An 18061-nucleotide genomic window follows, 5' to 3' on the forward strand; every position below is an offset into this window, starting at 1 on the left:
GCGGCGCTCCCGGGCAAGGGGTATTCGGAAAGGATAGGCCGGCGCGCGGCCGGCGGCAGGGCGACCGGGCGGCGCTAGTGGCCGGACTGGTCGTTCGAGCGCGGCGCGTGCTGGTAGAAGCCGCGCATCAGGTCGATCAGCGAATCGCGATCGGCGCCGTTCACGCGGTTGAGCGCGCTCGTCGGGCCGTGGATCAGCTTGTTGGTCAGCGCCTGCGACAACGCCTCGAGTACGGCGGCCGGATCGTCGCCGCGTGCGAGCAGTTTCTGCGCCTTGTCGACTTCGGCGCGGCGCAGCGCGTCGGCCTGCGTATGCATGTGACGAATCACCGGCACGACGCTGCGCGTGTCGAGCCATTGCATGAAATTCTGCACGCGCGTCTCGATGATCGCTTCGGCCTGCGCGACCGCGGCCTGGCGCGACGCGTTGCCTTCGCGCACGATCGCGCCGAGATCGTCGACGGTGTAGAGGAACACGTCCTTCAGCTTGCCGACTTCGGGCTCGATGTCGCGCGGCACCGCGAGGTCGACCATGAAGATCGGGCGGTGGCGGCGTGCCTTCACCGCGCGCTCGACCGCGCCGAGGCCGATGATCGGCAGCGTCGATGCGGTGCACGACACGATGATGTCGAATTCGTGCATGCGGGTCGGCAGGTCGGCCAGCGGCATCGCGCGGCCGTTGAAGCGTTCGGCGAGCCGCTGGCCGCGTTCGGCCGTGCGATTCGCGACGACGAGTTCGCGCGGGCCTTGCGCGGCGAAGTGCGTCGCGCACAGCTCGATCATCTCGCCGGCGCCGATGAACAGTACGCGCTGATCCGACACCTTTTCGAAGATCCGCTGCGCGAGGCGCACCGCGGCGGCGGCCATCGACACCGACTGCGTGCCGATTTCGGTCGTGCCGCGCACTTCCTTCGCCACCGCGAACGTGCGCTGGAACAGCTGGTTCAGATAGGTGCCGAGCGCGCCGGCTTCCGTCGCGGTGCGGACCGCGTCCTTCATCTGGCCCAGAATCTGGGTTTCGCCGAGCACCATCGAATCGAGGCCGGACGCGACGCGGAATGCATGCCGGACCGCTTCCGACTGCGGCAGCGCGTACACATGCGGGGCGAGCTCGTCGACCGGAATCCGGTGATACTCCGACAGCCAGCGGACCGCGCCTTCGCGCGCCGCGCGATCGTCGGTCGCGCAATACAGTTCGGTGCGGTTGCAGGTGGAGAGGATCGCCGCTTCGGGCGTATTGGGTGCCTGGGGGCCGAGAAACACGTTCTTGAACGTGACGAGAGCCGGCTTGATCTGCTCGAGCGGAAACGCCACGCGTTCGCGCAAGGCGACAGGCGCAGTGTGGTGATTGATTCCGATCGTGAGGAGTTGCATATCGAGGGCTATCGTTTAGCCCCATATTATAGCGTTTCAGCGATTTCCTCACTCGCGGCATACCGGGCATCAGCGTGGCGGGGCCGGGAATTTGGGGGTTCGATCGGCACGCGGTCGAGCTGATAGCCGTAGCCGTAGAGCGGCAACAGCCGGTAGCCGCGCTCCGGGAGCAATTGCAACTTGCTGCGCAGCCGGGATGCGTGCGTATCGAGCGTGCGCGACTTCATGTCGCGGCGGCGCCCCCACACGGTTTCGAGGATATGGGCGCGCGACACGGGCCGCGACAGGTTCGTGAACAGCAGCTGGGCGAAACGGAATTCCTTGGGCGTCAGTGAAACGATTGCGTTGCCGAAGCGCACGAGGTCGTGCGTTGCGTCGAATGCGTATTCCCCATACATTTCGCGCGAGCGGGTCGGCGGCCGGCGTACGCCGGCGCGCCGGCTCAGTGCGTTGACGCGCGCAAGCAGCTCGGGGCCGCTCACGGGCCGCGCGAGGCAATCGTCGGCGCCCGCGTGCAGGCACGAGACGATTTCGCTTTCGCGCGGCGACTGCATCACGGTGATGGCCGGCAACCCGGGCAGGACCGTCTGCGCGCGCGGAATGACTTCCTCGGCGGGCTGATCGCCGGCCCAGTGGCCGGTGATCAGCATGTCGCAGGTGTTGTCGGCCGCGAGCCACGCGAAGAAGGCGGTGCTGGACGGAAACGCGTGGCACACGTGACCGCCCGCGAAGAGCAGCCGGTTCAGGAGCGCGGCGCGACGCGACTCGGGATCGATCAGAGCGATTCGCATGAGAGTTTCTTCATTACGGTAGCCGGTGCGCGCTTGCCATAACGTCGAGTCGGCCCCTACACTCGAACGTTCGCGGCACCCGGCTGGTCTCGGGTTCGATGGATGAATCGATGCTAGCCGCTGGTAACGTTCACGCCTATGGGACGAATCTGAATTTATAGAAGGCGTCGAATGAACTGGTTTGGAATCATTGTCCTGGGAGCGGCCGTCGGGCTGTTCGGCCGCTGGCTGCATCCGATGCGGCGCACGAGTCGGCCGGCGTGGTGGATCGCGGTGCTCGCCGGCATCGTCGGTGCGGCCGCCGCCCGCATGGCCGGCAATCTCTCGGGACTGTTTTACGATGGCGAGACGCTCGAATGGCCGGTCTGCACCGGCGTCGCGTTCCTTGCCGTAGCCGTGACGGTCGCGCTGTCGGCCCGTCGCTGAATGCTCTCAGGTGAAATCATGAATGCCCGTCTTCCCGAAGTCTCGCCGGTGCCGGCCCGCCTTGCGCTGTTGCGCGGTGCCATGGCCCGCGAGGACCTGGCCGCCTATCTCGTGCCGTCCGCCGATCCCCATCTGTCCGAGTATCTGCCCGAGCGCTGGCAGGCGCGCCGCTGGCTGTCCGGCTTCACGGGCTCGGTCGGCACGCTGGTCGTGACCGCGGATTTCGCGGGGCTGTGGGTCGACAGCCGCTACTGGGTGCAGGCCGACGCCGAGCTGGCCGGCACGGGCGTGCAGCTGATGAAGATGACGGGCGGCCAGCAGAGCGCGCCGCATGTCGACTGGCTGGCGCAGAACGTGCCGGCCGGCGCGACGGTCGGCGTCGACGGCGCGGTGCTCGGCGTCGCGGCGGCGCGCGGGCTGACGGCCGCGCTGAGCGCGCGCGGCATCGCGCTGCGCACCGATCTCGACCTGCTCGACGCGATCTGGCCGGAGCGGCCGGGGTTGCCCGGCGACGCTGTGTTCGAGCACACGGCGCCGCAGGCCGACACGACACGCGCGAGCAAGCTGGCCGAGGTGCGTCGCGCGATGCACGCGCAGGGCGCGCAGTGGCATTTCGTGTCGACGCTCGACGATCTCGCCTGGCTGTTCAACCTGCGCGGCGCCGACGTCAACTTCAATCCCGTGTTCGTTGCGCACGCAATGATCGGCGCCGATCGCGCGACGCTGTTCATCGCCGACGGCAAGGTGTCGCCGGCGCTGGCCGAGTCGCTCGCGCGGGACGGCGTCGACGTCCGTGCGTACGGCGACGCGCGCGCGTCGCTCGCGGCGTTGCCCGCCGGCGCGACGCTGCTGATCGACCCGCGCCGCGTGACGTTCGGCACGCTCGAGGCCGTGCCGGCCGGCGTGAAGCTCGTCGAGGCGGTGAATCCGTCGACGTTCGCGAAGTCGCGCAAGACGTCCGCCGAGATCGAACACGTGCGCGTGACGATGGAACACGACGGCGCCGCGCTCGCGGAATTCTTCGCATGGTTCGAGCAGGCCGTGAACCGCGAGACGATTACCGAGCTGACGATCGAGGAGAAGCTCACGGCCGCACGCGCACGGCGCCCCGGCTACGTGTCGGCGAGCTTCGCGACGATCGCGGGCTTCAACGCGAACGGCGCGATGCCGCACTACCACGCGACCCGCGAGTCGCACGCGACGATCGCCGGCGACGGCCTGCTGCTGATCGATTCGGGCGGCCAGTACATGACGGGCACGACCGACATCACGCGCGTCGTGCCGGTCGGCACCGTCAGCGACCTGCAGCGGCGCGATTTCACGATCGTGCTGAAATCGATGATGGCGCTGTCGCGCGCACGCTTCCCGCGCGGCATCCGCTCGCCGATGCTCGACGCGATCGCGCGCGCGCCGATGTGGGCGGCCGGGCTCGATTACGGCCACGGCACCGGGCATGGCGTCGGCTATTTCCTGAACGTGCACGAAGGCCCGCAGGTCATCTCGCACTACGCGCCGGCCGAGCCGTACACGGCGATGGAAGAAGGCATGATCACGTCGATCGAGCCTGGCGTATACCGTCCGGGCCAGTGGGGCATCCGGATCGAGAACCTGGTCGTGAACCGCGCGGCCGGAAAGACGGAGTTCGGCGATTTTCTCGCGTTCGAGACGCTGACGCTGTGCCCGATCGACACGCGCTGCGTGCTGATCGAGATGCTGCACGACGAGGAGCGCGCATGGCTGAACACGTATCACGCGACGGTGCGCGAGCGCGTCGGCAGGCACGTGAGCGGCGATGCGAAAGCGTGGCTCGACGCGCGCACGCAGCCGATCTGACGCCGCCGGCGGCAACGGCCGGACCATCAGCCGACATAAGCCGAACGACAGAACCGAGGGCAAGCCATGACGGACACCGCAGTGATCGTGATCGACATGCAGCGCGGGCTGGTGGAGCGGGCGCGGCCTGCCTACCGGCTCGACGAGGTCGTGTCGGGCATCAACCGGTTGACGGCGGCCGCGCGCGCGGCCAACGCGCCCGTCTGTTTCGTGCAGCACGACGGCGATGCGGACGACGACATCGTGCCCGGCACGCCGGGCTGGGAGCTGCATGCGGGGCTGGTCGTCGGCGGCGACGACTGGCGCGTGCGCAAGCAGGTGAGCGATTCGTTCCACGACACGCCGCTCGCGGCGCAGCTCGATCGGCATGGCATCCGTTCGGTGCTGATCTGCGGTTATGCGACGGAGTTCTGCGTCGATTCGGCCGCGCGCCGCGCCGCGCTGCTCGGCTACCGGACGACCGTCGTGTCCGACCTGCACACGACGAACGAGCGTGCGCACCTGTCGGCCGCGCAGATCGTCGCGCACCACCACTTCATCTGGAACAACAACTCGCTGTCGGGCAACGCGGTGACGCCGCGTCCGCTCGCGGAAGTCCTTGCTGCGGAGTTTGCATGACGATCAAGGCCGTGGTGTTCGATTTCGGCGGCGTGCTGATCGACTGGAGCCCCGAGTACCTTTACCGTGAGCTGATTCCAGACGAAACCGAGCGTCGCTGGTTTCTCACGCACGTGTGCGCGATGGACTGGGTGATCCGCCAGGACGGCGGGCAGACGATCGAGGAAGGCACGGCCGAGCTCGTCGCGAAGTTTCCGGAGCACGAGGCGCTGATCCGCGCGTTCTATGCGCGCTGGCACGAGATGATCCGCGGCGTGCTGGAAGAGGGCGCCGCGCTCGTCGACCGGCTGGACGCGCAGGGGATGCCGCTGTTCGGCCTGACGAACTGGTCCGCGCAGACGTTTCCGTACGCGTGGGACAACTTCCCGGTGCTGCGGCGATTCAGGGACATCGTCGTGTCGGGCCGCGTGAAGCTCGTGAAACCCGATCCGGCGATCTATCGCGAGATGCATGCGCGGATCGTGCCGCACCTGCCGGGTATCGCGCCGCACGAGCTCGTGTTCATCGACGACAACGCGAAGAATGCGCAGGCCGCGACGGCGCTCGGCTGGCACGGCATTCATCACACGAGCGCGGCGGCGACCGAGGCACGGTTGCGTGAACTGGGCGCGCTCGCGTAAGCGACAGCGCGCGACCGCGCGGCGATAAAAAAAGCGGGCCACGGGCCCGCTTTTTCGTTCTGCCGATCCGGAAGCGGCCGCCTCGGGCATTCGGCCCCGCGTTGCCGCGGTGCCGGATGCCCAGGCCGGCGTGCCGGTCAGCGGCTGATCGGCTTGTAGCGCAGACGCTTCGGCTTCGCGGCTTCCTCGCCGAGGCGCGCACGCTTGTCGGCTTCGTACTCCTGGTAGTTGCCGTCGAAGAACGTGACCTGCGAATCGCCTTCGAACGCGAGGATGTGCGTCGCGATCCGGTCGAGGAACCAGCGATCGTGCGAGATCACCATCACCGAGCCCGCGAATTCGAGCAGCGCGTCTTCCAGCGCGCGCAGCGTTTCGACGTCGAGGTCGTTCGACGGTTCGTCGAGCAGCAGCACGTTGCCGCCCGAGATCAGCGTCTTCGCGAGGTGCAGACGGCCGCGTTCACCGCCGGACAGGTTGCCGACGATCTTCTGCTGGTCGCCGCCCTTGAAGTTGAAGCGGCCGATGTACGCACGCGACGGTGTTTCGTACTTGCCGACCGTCAGCACGTCGGCGCCGCCCGAGATTTCCTCGAACACCGTCTTCGAGCCGTCGAGCGCGTCGCGGCTCTGGTCGACGTACGCGAGCTTCACCGTCGGGCCCATCACGACTTCACCCGAATCCGGCTGTTCCTTGCCCGTGAGCATCTTGAACAGCGTCGACTTGCCGGCGCCGTTCGGGCCGATGATGCCGACGATCGCGCCGGCCGGAATCTTGAAGCTCAGGTTGTCGATCAGCAGGCGGTCGCCGAACGACTTGCTGACGTTCTTGAACTCGATCACTTCATTGCCGAGGCGTTCGCCGGCCGGAATGAAGATTTCCTGCGTTTCGTTGCGCTTCTGGTATTCCTGGCTGCTCAGTTCCTCGAAGCGCGCGATACGCGCCTTCGACTTCGCCTGACGGCCCTTCGGGTTCTGGCGCACCCACTCCAGTTCCTTCTTGATCGCCTTCTGGCGTGCCGATTCCGATGCTTCTTCCTGCTTCAGGCGCTCTTCCTTCTGGTCGAGCCAGCTGCTGTAGTTGCCCTTCCACGGAATGCCGTGGCCGCGGTCGAGTTCGAGAATCCACTCGGCTGCGTTGTCGAGGAAGTAGCGATCGTGCGTCACGGCGACGACCGTGCCGGGGAAGCGCACCAGGAACTGCTCGAGCCAGTCGACCGATTCGGCGTCGAGGTGGTTGGTCGGTTCGTCGAGCAGCAGCATGTCCGGTTTTTCGAGCAGTAGCTTGCACAGCGCGACGCGGCGCTTTTCACCGCCCGACAGATGCTCGATCTTCGCGTCCCAGGGCGGCAGGCGCAACGCGTCGGCCGCCACTTCGAGCTGCTGCTCGGGGCTGCCGCCGTCGCTCGACGCGAGGATCGCCTCGTACTTCGCCTGCTCGGCCGCGAGTGCGTCGAAATCGGCGTCCGGTTCCGCGTAGGCCGCGTAGATTTCTTCCAGCTTCTTGTTGGCCTGGAACAGGTCGCCGAGGCCTTCCTCGACGGCTTCGCGCACGGTCTTCGTCGGATCGAGCTGCGGTTCCTGCGGCAGGTAGCCGATGTTCAGGTTCGGCATCGGCGTGGCTTCGCCCTCGATGTCCTTGTCGACGCCCGCCATGATGCGGATCAGCGTCGACTTGCCCGAGCCGTTCAGGCCGAGCACGCCGATCTTCGCGCCGGGAAAGAACGACAGCGAGATGTCCTTCAGGATCTGGCGCTTGGGCGGCACGATCTTGCCGACCCGGTTCATCGTGAAAACGTATTGGGCCATTTCGGTGTGAAAGTCAGAAGTGGTTGAGACGGCCGCGCAGCGTGCGGGCGTGGCGGCGTCGGGTGATTCGGTACGGAGCGTGCCGCGCGGGGCGCGGCGGCGGCGCCGCGTGTCGGCGGCGCGAACGCGTATTGTACTTCGCCGCCGGCTGCCGCCGGCTGCCGCCGGCTGCCGCTGGCGCCGCGCAGCCGTCCGGATGCGTCGCGTTACAGCCACGCGGCGACGCCGCCGTGCCCCGAGCACGTGCCGCGTCGATGGCGGCTGAAGCTGTACGTGCCGTCGCGGCAGCGCGCGCTCGCCCCGTCCGGCACGCGGCCCGATTTCGAATGCGCGGGCGCGTGCACGGTCTCGCCGTCGCGGTTGCGATACGTGTCGTGACGGTCGAGATCGGCTTCGTTGCCGTAGCCGGGCGATGCGCGGTACGCGTGTGCGGGGTGGGGCAACGCGGCGCAGGTGACAAGGAAGACGGCGGACAGTGCCGCGATGCGTGTCGCGCGGCGGAACAGGGCAGGCATGGTCTCTCCCGGTCGGTTTGTTGTTATCGATGTCGGGCGGATCGCCCGCGCCGCATGTTAACGGATCGGCGCCCGACCGGTGCCGGCGCCGCGCGGCGGCGCGACGCTACGCCGCGCCGGACATCGACGCCGCGCCGTCCGCCTGCGCGGCCTCGAGAATCCAGCGGCGGAACGCGGCGACCTTCGGCCGCTCGGCGTGATGCGGCGGATAGACGAGGTAGTACGCGAAATCGTCGAGCCAGGCGACCTCGGCAAGCTGCACGAGTCGCCCGCTCGCCAGCTCTCCGCGCACCATCGCGGCCGGCAGCAGCCCGGCGCCCTGGCCGGCGACGATCGCCTGCAGCAGCAGGCCCGAGTCGTCGAACGCGGGGCCGCGCGGCGGCCCGAAATCGTCGATCCGCCGCGCGCCGAACCAGATGTGCCAGCCCTTGCGCTCGGCGTCGTGCAGGTGCGGCCAGCCGACGAGGTCGGCCGGCGTCGCCGGCCTGCCGAGCCGCGCGACGAGTTCGGGCGACGCGAGCGCGACGATCTCCACCGTCAGCAGGCGCTCGCTGCACAGCCCGATGTAGCGCCCGAGGCCGTGACGGATCGCGACATCGACGCCGTCGCGCGAGAAATCCGCGAGCGCGTGGCTCGTGACGACCTGCAGGTCGACGTCCGGGCACGCGTGCCGGAACTGCGCGAGGCGCGGGACGAGCCACGCGGACGCGAAGAACGGCGTGACGCTCACCGTCAGCACGCCGCTGTCGGCGGCGCCCGACACGCGCTGCGACGCGTCGGCGATCTGCCGGAACGCGTTGCGCACGGGCGGCAGGTAGTCGCGGCCGGCGGCCGTCAGCAGGATGCCGCGGTTCACGCGCTCGAACAGCTGCACGCCGAGATGCGCCTCGAGCGTGCGGATCATCTGGCTCACCGCGCCGGGCGTGACCGACAGCTCTTCGGCGGCCGACTTCACCGACAGGTGGCGGGCGGCAGCTTCGAAGGCGCGCAGGGCGTTGAGTGGCGGAAGGCGGGAACGATTCATTCAGTTTTTCTAAAGCGAAAGGCCGACGAAATATCGTTTGAGGCCGCGTGTATGCCCGAGTACCGTTGATGTATCGGATCACACGTTGCGTGGCCGCGTTTCGGTAGCGGATGCGATCAACATAGTTCATCTATATCCATGAGGCAATCCGGGCGCTGCCCGGCGGCCGGTGGAACCTGAGAGGAGCATCGTCATGAACCGCCCGGGCGCACCGCGCCTCTTCTACGGCTGGTACGTGGTCGCGGCCGCGTTCGCCGTCACGTTGGTCGGGTTCGGCAGCGCGTATACGTTCAGCGCGTTCGTCGAGTCGCTGCAGCGGGATTTCGCCGCGTCGCGCGGGCAGATTTCGCTCGTGTTCTCGCTCGCCGGCTTCCTGTATTTCGGTTTCGGCATCGTCAGCGGGCCGCTGGCCGATCGCTTCGGCTCGCGGCGGCTCGCCGTCGCCGGGATGTTGCTGACCGGCGCGGGGCTCGCGGCGGCCGGCGCGGCGCGCACGCTGCTGCAGGTCTATGTCGCGTACGGGCTCGGGGTCGGACTCGGCGTCGGCTGCGCGTACGTGCCGGCCGTCGGTGCCGTGCAGCGCTGGTTCGTGCGCCGGCGCGGCTTCGCATCGGGGCTCGCGGTCGCGGGGATCGGCGTCGGCACGCTCGTGATGCCGCCGCTCGCGTCCGCGCTGATCGCGCATGCCGGCTGGCGCGGCGCGTATTTCACGCTCGCCATGATCGCGGTCGTGCTGGGCGCAGGCATGTCGCTGCTGATCGAGAACGATCCGCGCGGGCGCGGACTGCTGCCCGATGGCGATGCGGCCGACGATGACGGCCAGCATGCCGGTGCCGCCTCGGCCCGTGTGAAGGTGCAGGCCGGGGCGACCGTGCGCGAAGCCGTCACGTCGCGGCCGTTCGCGAGCCTCTACGCGGCATGCCTCGTGTGCTCGTTCGGCGTGTTCGTCCCGTTCGTTCACCTCGTGCCGTACGCGCTCGATCACGGCGTCGCGCCGCCCACGGCCGTGCTGCTGCTCGGGGCGATCGGCGTCGGCAGCACGGCCGGGCGCTTCTTCCTCGGCGGCCTGGCCGACCGCTTCGGCCGCCGCGCGTCGCTGCTGGCGATGTTCGCCGGCATGGCCGTGGCGCTCGTCGCATGGGCGGGGGCAGGCACCGTCGCGACGCTCGCCGCGTTCGCGCTCGTGTTCGGCGTGTTTTATGGCGGCTGGGTCGCCGTGCTGCCGGCGGTCGTGATGGACTATTTCGGCGGGCGCAACGTGAGCGGGATCATCGGCATCCTGTACACGAGCGTCGCGTTCGGCACGCTGATTGGCCCGGCCGCCGCCGGCTTCATCTACGACGCGGGCGGCGGTTATCTCGTGCCGATCCTCGCGAGCGCCGCCGCGAATGCGATCGCGTTCGCGATCGTCGCGAGGACCGGACGGGCGCCGGCGGCCGCGCGCGCAACCGGCGGATAGGCGCATCCGGCTGGGCGTGCCGCGCGATTTCCGGTAGCGTGGCCGGACCGGCAACCATCGGCCAACGGTCAGGGAGGCATCGTGACATTCGACGACGTCCGGCAGATCGCGCTCGCGTGGCGCGGTGTCGAGGAGGGCACGTCGTACGGCACGCCCGCACTCAAGGTGAAGGGCAGGATGCTCGCGCGGCTGCGCGAGGACGGCGACACGCTTGTCGTGAAGGGTGTCGGCCCCGACGAGCGCGCCTGGCTGATCGAATCGGAACCCGACGTGTATTACGTGACCGATCACTATGCCGGCTGGCCGATCGTGCTGGTCCGCCTGTCGGTCGCGCATCCCGACGCCGTGAAAAACCTGCTTCTGCGGGAATGGCACGCGATCGTCCCGGCCAGGTGGCGGGACGAAGCGGCGCACTGACGGCGCGGAATCCGGCACCACGCCGGATCAAGCGTTGCATCGGTTCGCATCGATGCAACGAGTGGTTCCATCGAAATTCTTCAATTGGTTCTTAGTGACGAACCGTTTGATGCTTACACTCCTTCGCTTCGAAGGCGGCTGACGACAGCCGATGGAAAGGGCGCACGCGATGCGCCGGCGTCTTGCACGCCGCATCGCACCCGCAGCTTCGCAGACTGCGCGGGCGCACCGACCCGAACGGCCCCACCTGGCCTCACGCCCGCGTGCGACGCACGCACGGCCGCAGCCGGAATCAAGAACGACAACGCCCCACGCCGCCTTCACGCGACACCCGGTCATACCGGAACCGTTTTTTGGAGAGAGACAGATGAGTGGAAGCAACACGGGCCTCGGCACGGGCCTGAAGCAGCGTCACGTGACGATGATGTCGATTGCCGGCGTCATCGGCGCGGGCTTGTTCGTCGGCTCCGGCCACGCGATCGCGGAAGCCGGTCCGGCATCGATCCTCGCGTATGCGATCGCGGGCGTGCTGGTCGTGCTGGTGATGCGCATGCTCGGCGAAATGGCCGTCGCGCATCCGGACAGCGGGTCGTTCTCGACCTATGCCGATCGCGCGATCGGCCATTGGGCCGGCTTCACGATCGGCTGGCTGTACTGGTGGTTCTGGGTGCTCGTGATCCCGATCGAGGCGACGGCCGCCGCGACCATCCTCAATGCATGGTTCCCGGGCGTCGCGACGTGGATCTTCGCGCTCGGCATCACGCTGCTGCTTACCCTCACCAACCTCTTCTCCGTCAAGAACTACGGCGAATTCGAATTCTGGTTCGCGCTGATCAAGGTCGTCGCGATCGTCGTGTTCCTGTGCATCGGCGGCGCGGCAATCGTCGGAATCATCCCGGCGCCCGCCGTATCGGGCGTGTCGAACCTGTTCGCGCATCACGGCTTCATGCCGAACGGCGCCGGCGCGGTGCTGGCGGCGATGCTGACGACGATGTTCTCGTTCCTCGGCACCGAGATCGTGACGATCGCGGCCGCCGAATCGGACAACCCGCAACGCCAGATCGTGCGCGCGACCAACTCGGTCATCTGGCGCATCACGCTGTTCTATCTCGGCTCGATCCTGATCGTCGCGGCCATCGTGCCGTGGAACGACCCGCTGCTGCCGAAGCACGGCTCGTATCAGCGCGCGATGGAACTGATCGGCGTCCCGAACGCGAAAGCGATCATCGACGTGATCGTGCTCGTGTCGGTCGCCAGTTGCCTGAATTCGGCGCTGTACACCGCGTCGCGGATGCTGTTCTCGCTGTCGAAGCGCAAGGACGCGCAGGCGTTCCTGCATCGCACCGATTCGACCGGCACGCCGCGCGCGGCCGTGCTCGCGTCGACCGCCTTCGGCTTCGTGACCGTGATCGCGAACTACCTGATGCCGGAGCAGGTGTTCGGCTTCCTGCTCGCGACGTCGGGCGCGATCGCGCTGCTCGTGTATCTGGTGATCGCGATCTCGCAACTGCGGATGCGCAAGACGCTCGAATCGACCGGCGCCGACCTGACGCTGCGCATGTGGCTGTTCCCGTGGCTCACGTGGGCGGTGATCCTGTTCATCTGCGGCACGCTGACCGTGATGTTCGTCAGCGAGGAGCATCGGATGGAAGTGGGGGCGACGGCCGTGCTGGCGTTGATCGTGCTGCTGGCGTCGTGGCTGAACAAGCGTGGGCGCGATGCGCAGGCGAGCGCGGGGCGGCGGGTGTCGGCGACCTGATGTCATGACGAAGCGGCGGCGGACGCACGGCGTTCGCCGCTGGCTGGCGGAACGTCCCGCAATGAAAATGGCCCGACGGCGCTTGCCGTCGGGCCATTCGTTTTTCGTGCCGGGCACGTGTTGCGCGATGCCGCGTGATTCACACGGCATCGGTCGATGCAACGCTCAGACGTTGAACAGGAAGTTCATCACGTCGCCGTCGTGCACGACATATTCCTTCCCTTCTGCGCGCATCTTGCCGGCTTCCTTCGCACCCTGTTCACCCTTGTACGCGATGAAGTCGTCGAACGCGATCGTCTGCGCGCGGATGAAGCCGCGCTCGAAGTCGGTGTGGATCACGCCGGCTGCCTGCGGCGCCGTGTCGCCGATATGGATCGTCCACGCGCGCACTTCCTTCACGCCCGCGGTGAAGTAGGTCTGCAGGCCGAGCAGCTTGAAGCCCGCGCGGATCACGCGGTCGAGGCCCGGTTCTTCCATGCCCATGTCGGCGAGGAACGCTTCCTTGTCCGCATCGTCGAGATCGGCGATTTCCGCTTCGATCGCCGCGCACACGGCAACCACCGGCGCATTCTCGCTTTCCGCGTACTTGCGCACCGCCTCGAGGTGCGGGTTGTTCTCGAAGCCGTCGTCCTTCACGTTGGCGACGTACATCGCCGGCTTCGCGGTGATCAGGCAGAACGGCTTGAGCAGCGCCGCTTCGTCGTCCGACAGCGCGAGGCCGCGCACGGCCTTGCCCTGGTCGAGCTGCGCGCGCACTTTCTCGAGCACCGCGACGAGCTTCGCCGCTTCCTTGTCGTTGCCCGACTTCGCGGCCTTCGAATAGCGCGTGAGCGCCTTCTCGACGGTGCCGAGGTCGGCCAGCGCGAGTTCGGTGTTGATCACTTCGATATCGTCGATCGGGCTGACCTTGCCGGCGACGTGAATGACGTTCTCGTCCTCGAAGCAGCGCACGACGTGCGTGATCGCGTCGGTTTCGCGGATGTTCGCGAGGAACTGGTTGCCGAGGCCTTCACCCTTGCTCGCGCCCGCGACGAGGCCCGCGATGTCGACGAATTCGACGACGGCCGGCACGACACGCTCCGGCTTGACGATCTCGGAGAGCGCCTTCAGGCGCGTATCGGGCACTTCGACGATGCCGACGTTCGGTTCGATCGTGCAGAACGGGTAGTTCTCGGCGGCGATGCCGGCCTTGGTCAGCGCATTGAACAGGGTGGACTTGCCGACGTTGGGCAAGCCGACGATGCCGCATTTGAGACTCATGGAATCCTTCGGACGGGTAAGGCGGCGCGGCCGGACAGGGCACGGCGGCGCGGGAAAAAAAGGGCGGCCGGCGCGTGGAGCGCGGCGAGCCGACGGTCAAAGACGCTATTGTACCGTGCCGACGCCCCGGATTCCGGGGTTGCGCCGAACGGCCGATGCGACGGGCCGCCCCGCCGCATCGGCCGCCAGCGATTCTGCTGATTTCCCGCAAAGTCCGGCCGCGTAAGGGTTTGGCCCCGCGGCTATAATGCCCGCCATGACTGCCCACCACTCCTTCGACGTCGCCGTGGTCGGCGGCGGGCTCGTCGGCAAGACGGCCGCGCTCGCGCTGACCCAGTCCGGCTACAAGACCGCCTTGCTTGCCCAGCCGGCCACGCCGCGCCCCGCCGATCTCGCGTTCGACACCCGCGTCTACGCGCTGTCTTCCAGTTCGCAGGCGCTGCTCGAGCGGCTGCGGGTCTGGCAGGCGCTCGACCACGGCCGGCTCGCGCCCGTCTTCGACATGCGCGTGTACGGCGACGCGCATGCGGAACTGCATTTTTCCGCCTACCAGGCCTCCGTGCCGCAACTTGCATGGATCGCCGAATCGTCGCTGGTCGAGACGTCGCTCGACGCCGCCCTGCGGTTCCAGCCGAACCTCACGTGGTTCGACGCGCGCGCACAGGGCTTCGACGTGCGCGACGACGCGGCCGTGCTCACGCTGTCGTCGGGACAGGTGCTCGAAGCCGATCTGGTCGTCGGCGCCGACGGCGCGCATTCGTGGGTGCGTTCCCAAATGGGGGCCCGGGTCGAACGGCGCGATTACCGGCAGACGGGCGTCGTCGCGAACTTCAAGGCGTCGCTGCCGCACCGCGAGACGGCCTACCAGTGGTTCCACGAGGGCGAGATCGTCGCGCTGCTGCCGCTGCCGGACGGCCACGTGTCGCTCGTGTGGTCCGCGCACACCGCGCATGCCGATGAATTGCTCGCGCTCGACCCCGCGCAGCTCGCGGCCGAGGTCGAGCGCGTGTCGCACGGCCAGGTCGGCACGCTCGAATGCGTGACGCCGGCCGCCGGTTTCCCGCTGGCGCTGCAGACGGTCGACAAGCTGATCGCGCCGCGCGTCGCGCTGGTCGGCGATGCCGCTCACCTGATCCACCCGCTCGCCGGGCAGGGGATGAACCTCGGCCTGCGCGACGTCGCGGCGCTCGTCGACGCGATCGCGGGCAAGGAGAGCTTCCGCAACCTCGGCGACACGGTGCTGCTGCGCCGCTACGAGCGTTCGCGCCGCGAGGACATCCGCGCGCTGATGGTCGCGACCGACGGCCTGCAGCGGCTCTTCGCGGTGCCGGGCTCGCTCGCGAAAGCGGTGCGCAATGCGGGCATGGCCTTCGTCGGTGCGCAGCCGCTCGTGAAGCGCTGGCTCGTGTCGGCCGCGCTCGGCTGAACGAACCTTCCGCCGCTTCGCCGGTCGGAGACGGTTCCGTTACGGCGTACACTGTGCCGTGCACACCGATTGAGCTGAAGGAAGATTTCGATGAAAAAAACGATCCGCATCGCGTCGCTGGCGCTGGCCGTCACGATGGCGACGCTTGGCTGCACCGCGCAGGCCGACCAGACCACCGACAAGCTGAAGGCCACGCTGCAAGCCCGTCTCGGCAACGATGCGCCGATCAAGAGCGTGTCGAAATCGCCGGTCGCCGGCCTTTACGAAGTGAACCTCGGCTCGCAGATCATCTATAGCGACGCGGCGGGCGACTACGTGCTGCTCGGCGATCTCGTCGACACCAAGACGCACAAGAACCTGACCGACGCACGCCTGTCCGAAATCAACAAGATCGACTTCGCGAGCCTGCCGTTCGCGAACGCGATCAAGGTCGTCAAGGGCAACGGCGCCCGCAAGATCGCGGTGTTCTCCGATCCGAACTGCCCGTATTGCAAGAAGCTCGAGACGACGCTGCAGTCGGTCGACAACGTCACCGTCTACACGTTCCTGTACCCGGTGCTGTCGCCGGACTCGACCGTGAAGTCGAAGGCGATCTGGTGCGCGACCGACCGTGCGAAGACGTGGGAAGGCTGGATGCTCGACCACCGCACCCCGTCCGGCGCCGGCACCTGCGATACCACCGCGCTCGACAAGAACCTCGCGCTCGGGCGCGGGATGAACGTCACGGGCACGCCGACGATCTTCCTGCCGGACGGCCGCCGCCTGCCGGGCGCGGTCTCGGCCGACCAGCTCAATCAGGCGCTCGCCTCGAGCAAGTAACCGACTACACGCCGGGCACATGGCCCGGCGAGCGAGGGGCGCCCGCATGATCTGCCGGCGCCTCTCTTCGTTTTCGCCGCCGTATTCGACCGACCGATTGCCACGATGACCCAGCCGATCCGCTATTCGATTGTCCCGAAAGATCTTGCCGCGCACCTGTTCGAAGTATCGGTGACGGTCGCCGATCCCGATCCCGAAGGCCAGCGCTTCTCGCTGCCGGTGTGGATTCCGGGCAGCTACCTCGTGCGCGAGTTCGCGCGCAACATCGTGACGCTCGGTGCGTTCAACGACGCGGGCCGCAAGGTCCGCATCGCGAAGACCGACAAGCACACGTGGCAGGCCGCGCCCGTGACCGGCGCGCTGACGCTGCGCTACGACGTGTACGCATGGGACCTGTCGGTGCGCTCCGCGTATCTCGACGAATCGGGCGGCTTCTTCAACGCGACGGCCGTGTTCCTGAGCGTCGCCGGCCGCGAGGCCGCGCCGTGCGAGGTCGACATCGCGAAACCGGCCGGCGCGGCGTTCCGCACGTGGCGCGTCGGCACCGCGCTGCCCGAAGCGCGCGGCACGAAGCGCTACGGTTTCGGCGCGTATCGCGCCGCGAACTACGATGAGCTTTCCGACCATCCGGTGACGATCGGCGAATTCGCGCTCGCGACCTTCGACGCGCATGGCGTGCCGCACGACATCGTGATCGCCGGGCGCGTGACGCAGCTCGACATGGAGCGGCTGCGCACCGACCTGAAGCGCGTGTGCGAAGCGCAGATCGCGCTGTTCGAGCCGAAGTCGAAGAAGGCGCCGATGGACCGCTACGTGTTCATGACGCTCGCGGTCAGCGACGGCTACGGCGGCCTCGAGCATCGTGCGTCGACCGCGCTGATCTGCAACCGCACCGACCTGCCGGTGAAGGGGCGGCCGGAAACGACGGAAGGCTATCGCACCTATCTCGGTCTCTGCAGCCACGAGTACTTCCACACGTGGAACGTGAAGCGCATCAAGCCCGCGGCGTTCGTGCCGTACGACCTGACGCGCGAGAACTACACGTCGCTGCTGTGGCTGTTCGAGGGTTTCACGTCGTATTACGACGACCTGATGCTGGTGCGCAGCGGGCTGATGTCGCAGGACGAATATTTCGCGGCACTGGGCCGGACGATCGGCGGCGTGCTGCGCGGCACGGGCCGGCTCAAGCAGAGCGTCGCGGAAAGCTCGTTCGACGCGTGGATCAAGTACTACCGCCAGGACGAGAATGCGACCAACGCGATCGTCAGCTATTACACGAAGGGTTCGCTCGTCGCGCTCGCGTTCGATCTCGCGATCCGCGCGCAGACGCGCAACCGGAAGTCGCTCGACGACGTGATGCGTCTGCTGTGGCAGCGCTACGGCCGCGACTTCTACCGCGGCAAGCAGGCGGGCGTCGAGGAGAACGAAGTCGACGCACTGATCGAGGAAGCGACGGGCGTCGCGCTCGGCCGCCTGTTCACCGATGCCGTGCACGGCACGCGCGACCTGCCGCTCGCCGAGCTGTTCGCGCCGTTCGGTGTGACGCTGGCGCCCGATGTCGCGAACGGCGCGGCCGCGAAGCCGACGATCGGTGCGCGTCTGCGCGGCGGCACGGACTGCACGTTCGCGGCGGTCTACGAAGGCGGTGCCGCGCATCGCGCGGGGCTGTCGGCCGGCGATACGCTGATCGCGGTCGACGGGCTGCGCGTGACGGGCATGAACCTCGATGCGCTGCTCGCGCGCTACCGGCCGGGCGACAAGGTCGAGGTGCACGCATTCCGCCGCGACGAGCTGCGTACCGCGAAACTGAAGCTCGACGGCCCGGAAGTCACGCGCTACCGGCTGACGGCGGCCGCGAAGCCGGCCGCGGTCTCCAGGGCCCGGGAAACCTGGCTGAAGGGGTGAACGTAAGAAGA

General features: G+C 67.9%; 16 protein-coding genes. 10 read left to right on the top strand and 6 right to left on the bottom strand.

The window, feature by feature from the left end:
• Positions 1 to 74 precede the first annotated feature (74 nt).
• Both hemA and HWX00_RS27950 read right to left on the bottom strand, forming a co-directional pair.
• A complete protein-coding gene (hemA, locus tag HWX00_RS27945) occupies positions 75 to 1373 on the bottom strand; it encodes a glutamyl-tRNA reductase (RefSeq protein ID WP_011350794.1) in 1299 nt (432 codons plus the stop codon).
• Between the two features lie 26 nt (positions 1374 to 1399).
• Complete coding sequence (locus tag HWX00_RS27950; RefSeq protein WP_175027142.1) at positions 1400 to 2164, bottom strand: response regulator transcription factor; 765 nt, start codon at positions 2162 to 2164, stop codon at positions 1400 to 1402.
• A gap of 171 nt (positions 2165 to 2335) precedes the next feature.
• On the opposite strand from HWX00_RS27950, the gene HWX00_RS27955 reads away from it, so the two are divergent.
• From HWX00_RS27955 to HWX00_RS27970, 4 genes are all read left to right on the top strand, one after another.
• Entirely contained in the window at positions 2336 to 2590 is a 255-nt protein-coding gene (locus HWX00_RS27955) for a DUF1129 domain-containing protein (protein ID WP_034187497.1), read from the top strand.
• Positions 2591 to 2608: 18 nt separating this feature from the next.
• Positions 2609 to 4423, top strand: coding sequence for an aminopeptidase P family protein (locus tag HWX00_RS27960; protein ID WP_034187496.1), 1815 nt, complete (start codon positions 2609 to 2611; stop codon positions 4421 to 4423).
• A 66-nt stretch (positions 4424 to 4489) separates the two neighbouring features.
• Positions 4490 to 5041 (top strand): cysteine hydrolase family protein, encoded by a 552-nt coding sequence (locus HWX00_RS27965; protein WP_034187495.1) that lies wholly within the window; start codon positions 4490 to 4492, stop codon positions 5039 to 5041.
• On the top strand, positions 5038 to 5661 hold the full coding sequence (locus HWX00_RS27970; protein WP_049028997.1) for an HAD family hydrolase: 624 nt from the start codon (positions 5038 to 5040) through the stop codon (positions 5659 to 5661). Before HWX00_RS27965 ends, HWX00_RS27970 begins: the two co-directional genes overlap by 4 nt.
• A gap of 137 nt (positions 5662 to 5798) precedes the next feature.
• Here the strand turns inward: HWX00_RS27970 and ettA are convergent, their stop codons facing one another.
• The 3 genes from ettA to gcvA all read right to left on the bottom strand — a co-directional run bounded on the left by ettA (position 5799) and on the right by gcvA (position 9005).
• Positions 5799 to 7466: an energy-dependent translational throttle protein EttA gene (ettA, locus tag HWX00_RS27975; protein ID WP_006494122.1), complete on the bottom strand. Its 1668-nt coding sequence runs from the start codon at positions 7464 to 7466 to the stop codon at positions 5799 to 5801.
• A 206-nt stretch (positions 7467 to 7672) separates the two neighbouring features.
• Positions 7673 to 7981: a DUF3761 domain-containing protein gene (locus HWX00_RS27980; protein WP_069705994.1), complete on the bottom strand. Its 309-nt coding sequence runs from the start codon at positions 7979 to 7981 to the stop codon at positions 7673 to 7675.
• A 106-nt stretch (positions 7982 to 8087) separates the two neighbouring features.
• The gene (gene gcvA, locus HWX00_RS27985) at positions 8088 to 9005 is read right to left on the bottom strand and encodes a transcriptional regulator GcvA (protein ID WP_175027143.1); all 918 of its coding nucleotides are present in this window, start codon (positions 9003 to 9005) and stop codon (positions 8088 to 8090) included.
• 193 nt (positions 9006 to 9198) lie between these two features.
• Between gcvA and HWX00_RS27990 the strand changes: the two genes are divergently transcribed.
• The 3 genes from HWX00_RS27990 (at position 9199) to gabP (ending at position 12640) form a co-directional block, all read left to right on the top strand.
• Positions 9199 to 10464 carry an MFS transporter gene (locus HWX00_RS27990; protein WP_175027144.1) on the top strand — a complete coding sequence of 422 codons (1266 nt, stop codon included), beginning with the start codon at positions 9199 to 9201 and terminating at the stop codon, positions 10462 to 10464.
• A gap of 81 nt (positions 10465 to 10545) precedes the next feature.
• Positions 10546 to 10881, top strand: coding sequence for an MmcQ/YjbR family DNA-binding protein (locus HWX00_RS27995; protein ID WP_034187490.1), 336 nt, complete (start codon positions 10546 to 10548; stop codon positions 10879 to 10881).
• A 367-nt stretch (positions 10882 to 11248) separates the two neighbouring features.
• Positions 11249 to 12640 (top strand): GABA permease, encoded by a 1392-nt coding sequence (gabP, locus tag HWX00_RS28000; RefSeq protein ID WP_175027145.1) that lies wholly within the window; start codon positions 11249 to 11251, stop codon positions 12638 to 12640.
• Between the two features lie 165 nt (positions 12641 to 12805).
• Here gabP and ychF read toward each other — a convergent pair whose 3' ends face one another.
• Positions 12806 to 13900: a redox-regulated ATPase YchF gene (gene ychF, locus HWX00_RS28005; protein ID WP_034187488.1), complete on the bottom strand. Its 1095-nt coding sequence runs from the start codon at positions 13898 to 13900 to the stop codon at positions 12806 to 12808.
• 247 nt (positions 13901 to 14147) lie between these two features.
• Here ychF and HWX00_RS28010 point away from each other — a divergent pair, with 247 nt between their 5' ends.
• The 3 genes from HWX00_RS28010 (at position 14148) to HWX00_RS28020 (ending at position 18050) form a co-directional block, all read left to right on the top strand.
• Positions 14148 to 15326 carry a UbiH/UbiF family hydroxylase gene (locus HWX00_RS28010; protein ID WP_034187487.1) on the top strand — a complete coding sequence of 393 codons (1179 nt, stop codon included), beginning with the start codon at positions 14148 to 14150 and terminating at the stop codon, positions 15324 to 15326.
• A gap of 90 nt (positions 15327 to 15416) precedes the next feature.
• On the top strand, positions 15417 to 16145 hold the full coding sequence (locus tag HWX00_RS28015; RefSeq protein WP_034187486.1) for a DsbC family protein: 729 nt from the start codon (positions 15417 to 15419) through the stop codon (positions 16143 to 16145).
• A 105-nt stretch (positions 16146 to 16250) separates the two neighbouring features.
• Entirely contained in the window at positions 16251 to 18050 is a 1800-nt protein-coding gene (locus tag HWX00_RS28020) for a M61 family metallopeptidase (RefSeq protein ID WP_175027146.1), read from the top strand.
• Positions 18051 to 18061 lie beyond the last annotated feature (11 nt).

The organism is Burkholderia seminalis DSM 23518, from assembly GCF_902832885.1.
In the GTDB taxonomy this organism is placed as follows: domain Bacteria; phylum Pseudomonadota; class Gammaproteobacteria; order Burkholderiales; family Burkholderiaceae; genus Burkholderia; species Burkholderia seminalis.

Coding starts and splice junctions, on each gene's coding strand:
- hemA (WP_011350794.1), bottom strand. CDS start 1,373: ATGCAACTCCTCACGATCGGAATCAATCACCACACTGCGCCTGTCGCC.
- HWX00_RS27950 (WP_175027142.1), bottom strand. CDS start 2,164: ATGCGAATCGCTCTGATCGATCCCGAGTCGCGTCGCGCCGCGCTCCTG.
- HWX00_RS27955 (WP_034187497.1), top strand. CDS start 2,336: ATGAACTGGTTTGGAATCATTGTCCTGGGAGCGGCCGTCGGGCTGTTC.
- HWX00_RS27960 (WP_034187496.1), top strand. CDS start 2,609: ATGAATGCCCGTCTTCCCGAAGTCTCGCCGGTGCCGGCCCGCCTTGCG.
- HWX00_RS27965 (WP_034187495.1), top strand. CDS start 4,490: ATGACGGACACCGCAGTGATCGTGATCGACATGCAGCGCGGGCTGGTG.
- HWX00_RS27970 (WP_049028997.1), top strand. CDS start 5,038: ATGACGATCAAGGCCGTGGTGTTCGATTTCGGCGGCGTGCTGATCGAC.
- ettA (WP_006494122.1), bottom strand. CDS start 7,466: ATGGCCCAATACGTTTTCACGATGAACCGGGTCGGCAAGATCGTGCCG.
- HWX00_RS27980 (WP_069705994.1), bottom strand. CDS start 7,981: ATGCCTGCCCTGTTCCGCCGCGCGACACGCATCGCGGCACTGTCCGCC.
- gcvA (WP_175027143.1), bottom strand. CDS start 9,005: ATGAATCGTTCCCGCCTTCCGCCACTCAACGCCCTGCGCGCCTTCGAA.
- HWX00_RS27990 (WP_175027144.1), top strand. CDS start 9,199: ATGAACCGCCCGGGCGCACCGCGCCTCTTCTACGGCTGGTACGTGGTC.
- gabP (WP_175027145.1), top strand. CDS start 11,249: ATGAGTGGAAGCAACACGGGCCTCGGCACGGGCCTGAAGCAGCGTCAC.
- ychF (WP_034187488.1), bottom strand. CDS start 13,900: ATGAGTCTCAAATGCGGCATCGTCGGCTTGCCCAACGTCGGCAAGTCC.
- HWX00_RS28010 (WP_034187487.1), top strand. CDS start 14,148: ATGCCCGCCATGACTGCCCACCACTCCTTCGACGTCGCCGTGGTCGGC.
- HWX00_RS28015 (WP_034187486.1), top strand. CDS start 15,417: ATGAAAAAAACGATCCGCATCGCGTCGCTGGCGCTGGCCGTCACGATG.
- HWX00_RS28020 (WP_175027146.1), top strand. CDS start 16,251: ATGACCCAGCCGATCCGCTATTCGATTGTCCCGAAAGATCTTGCCGCG.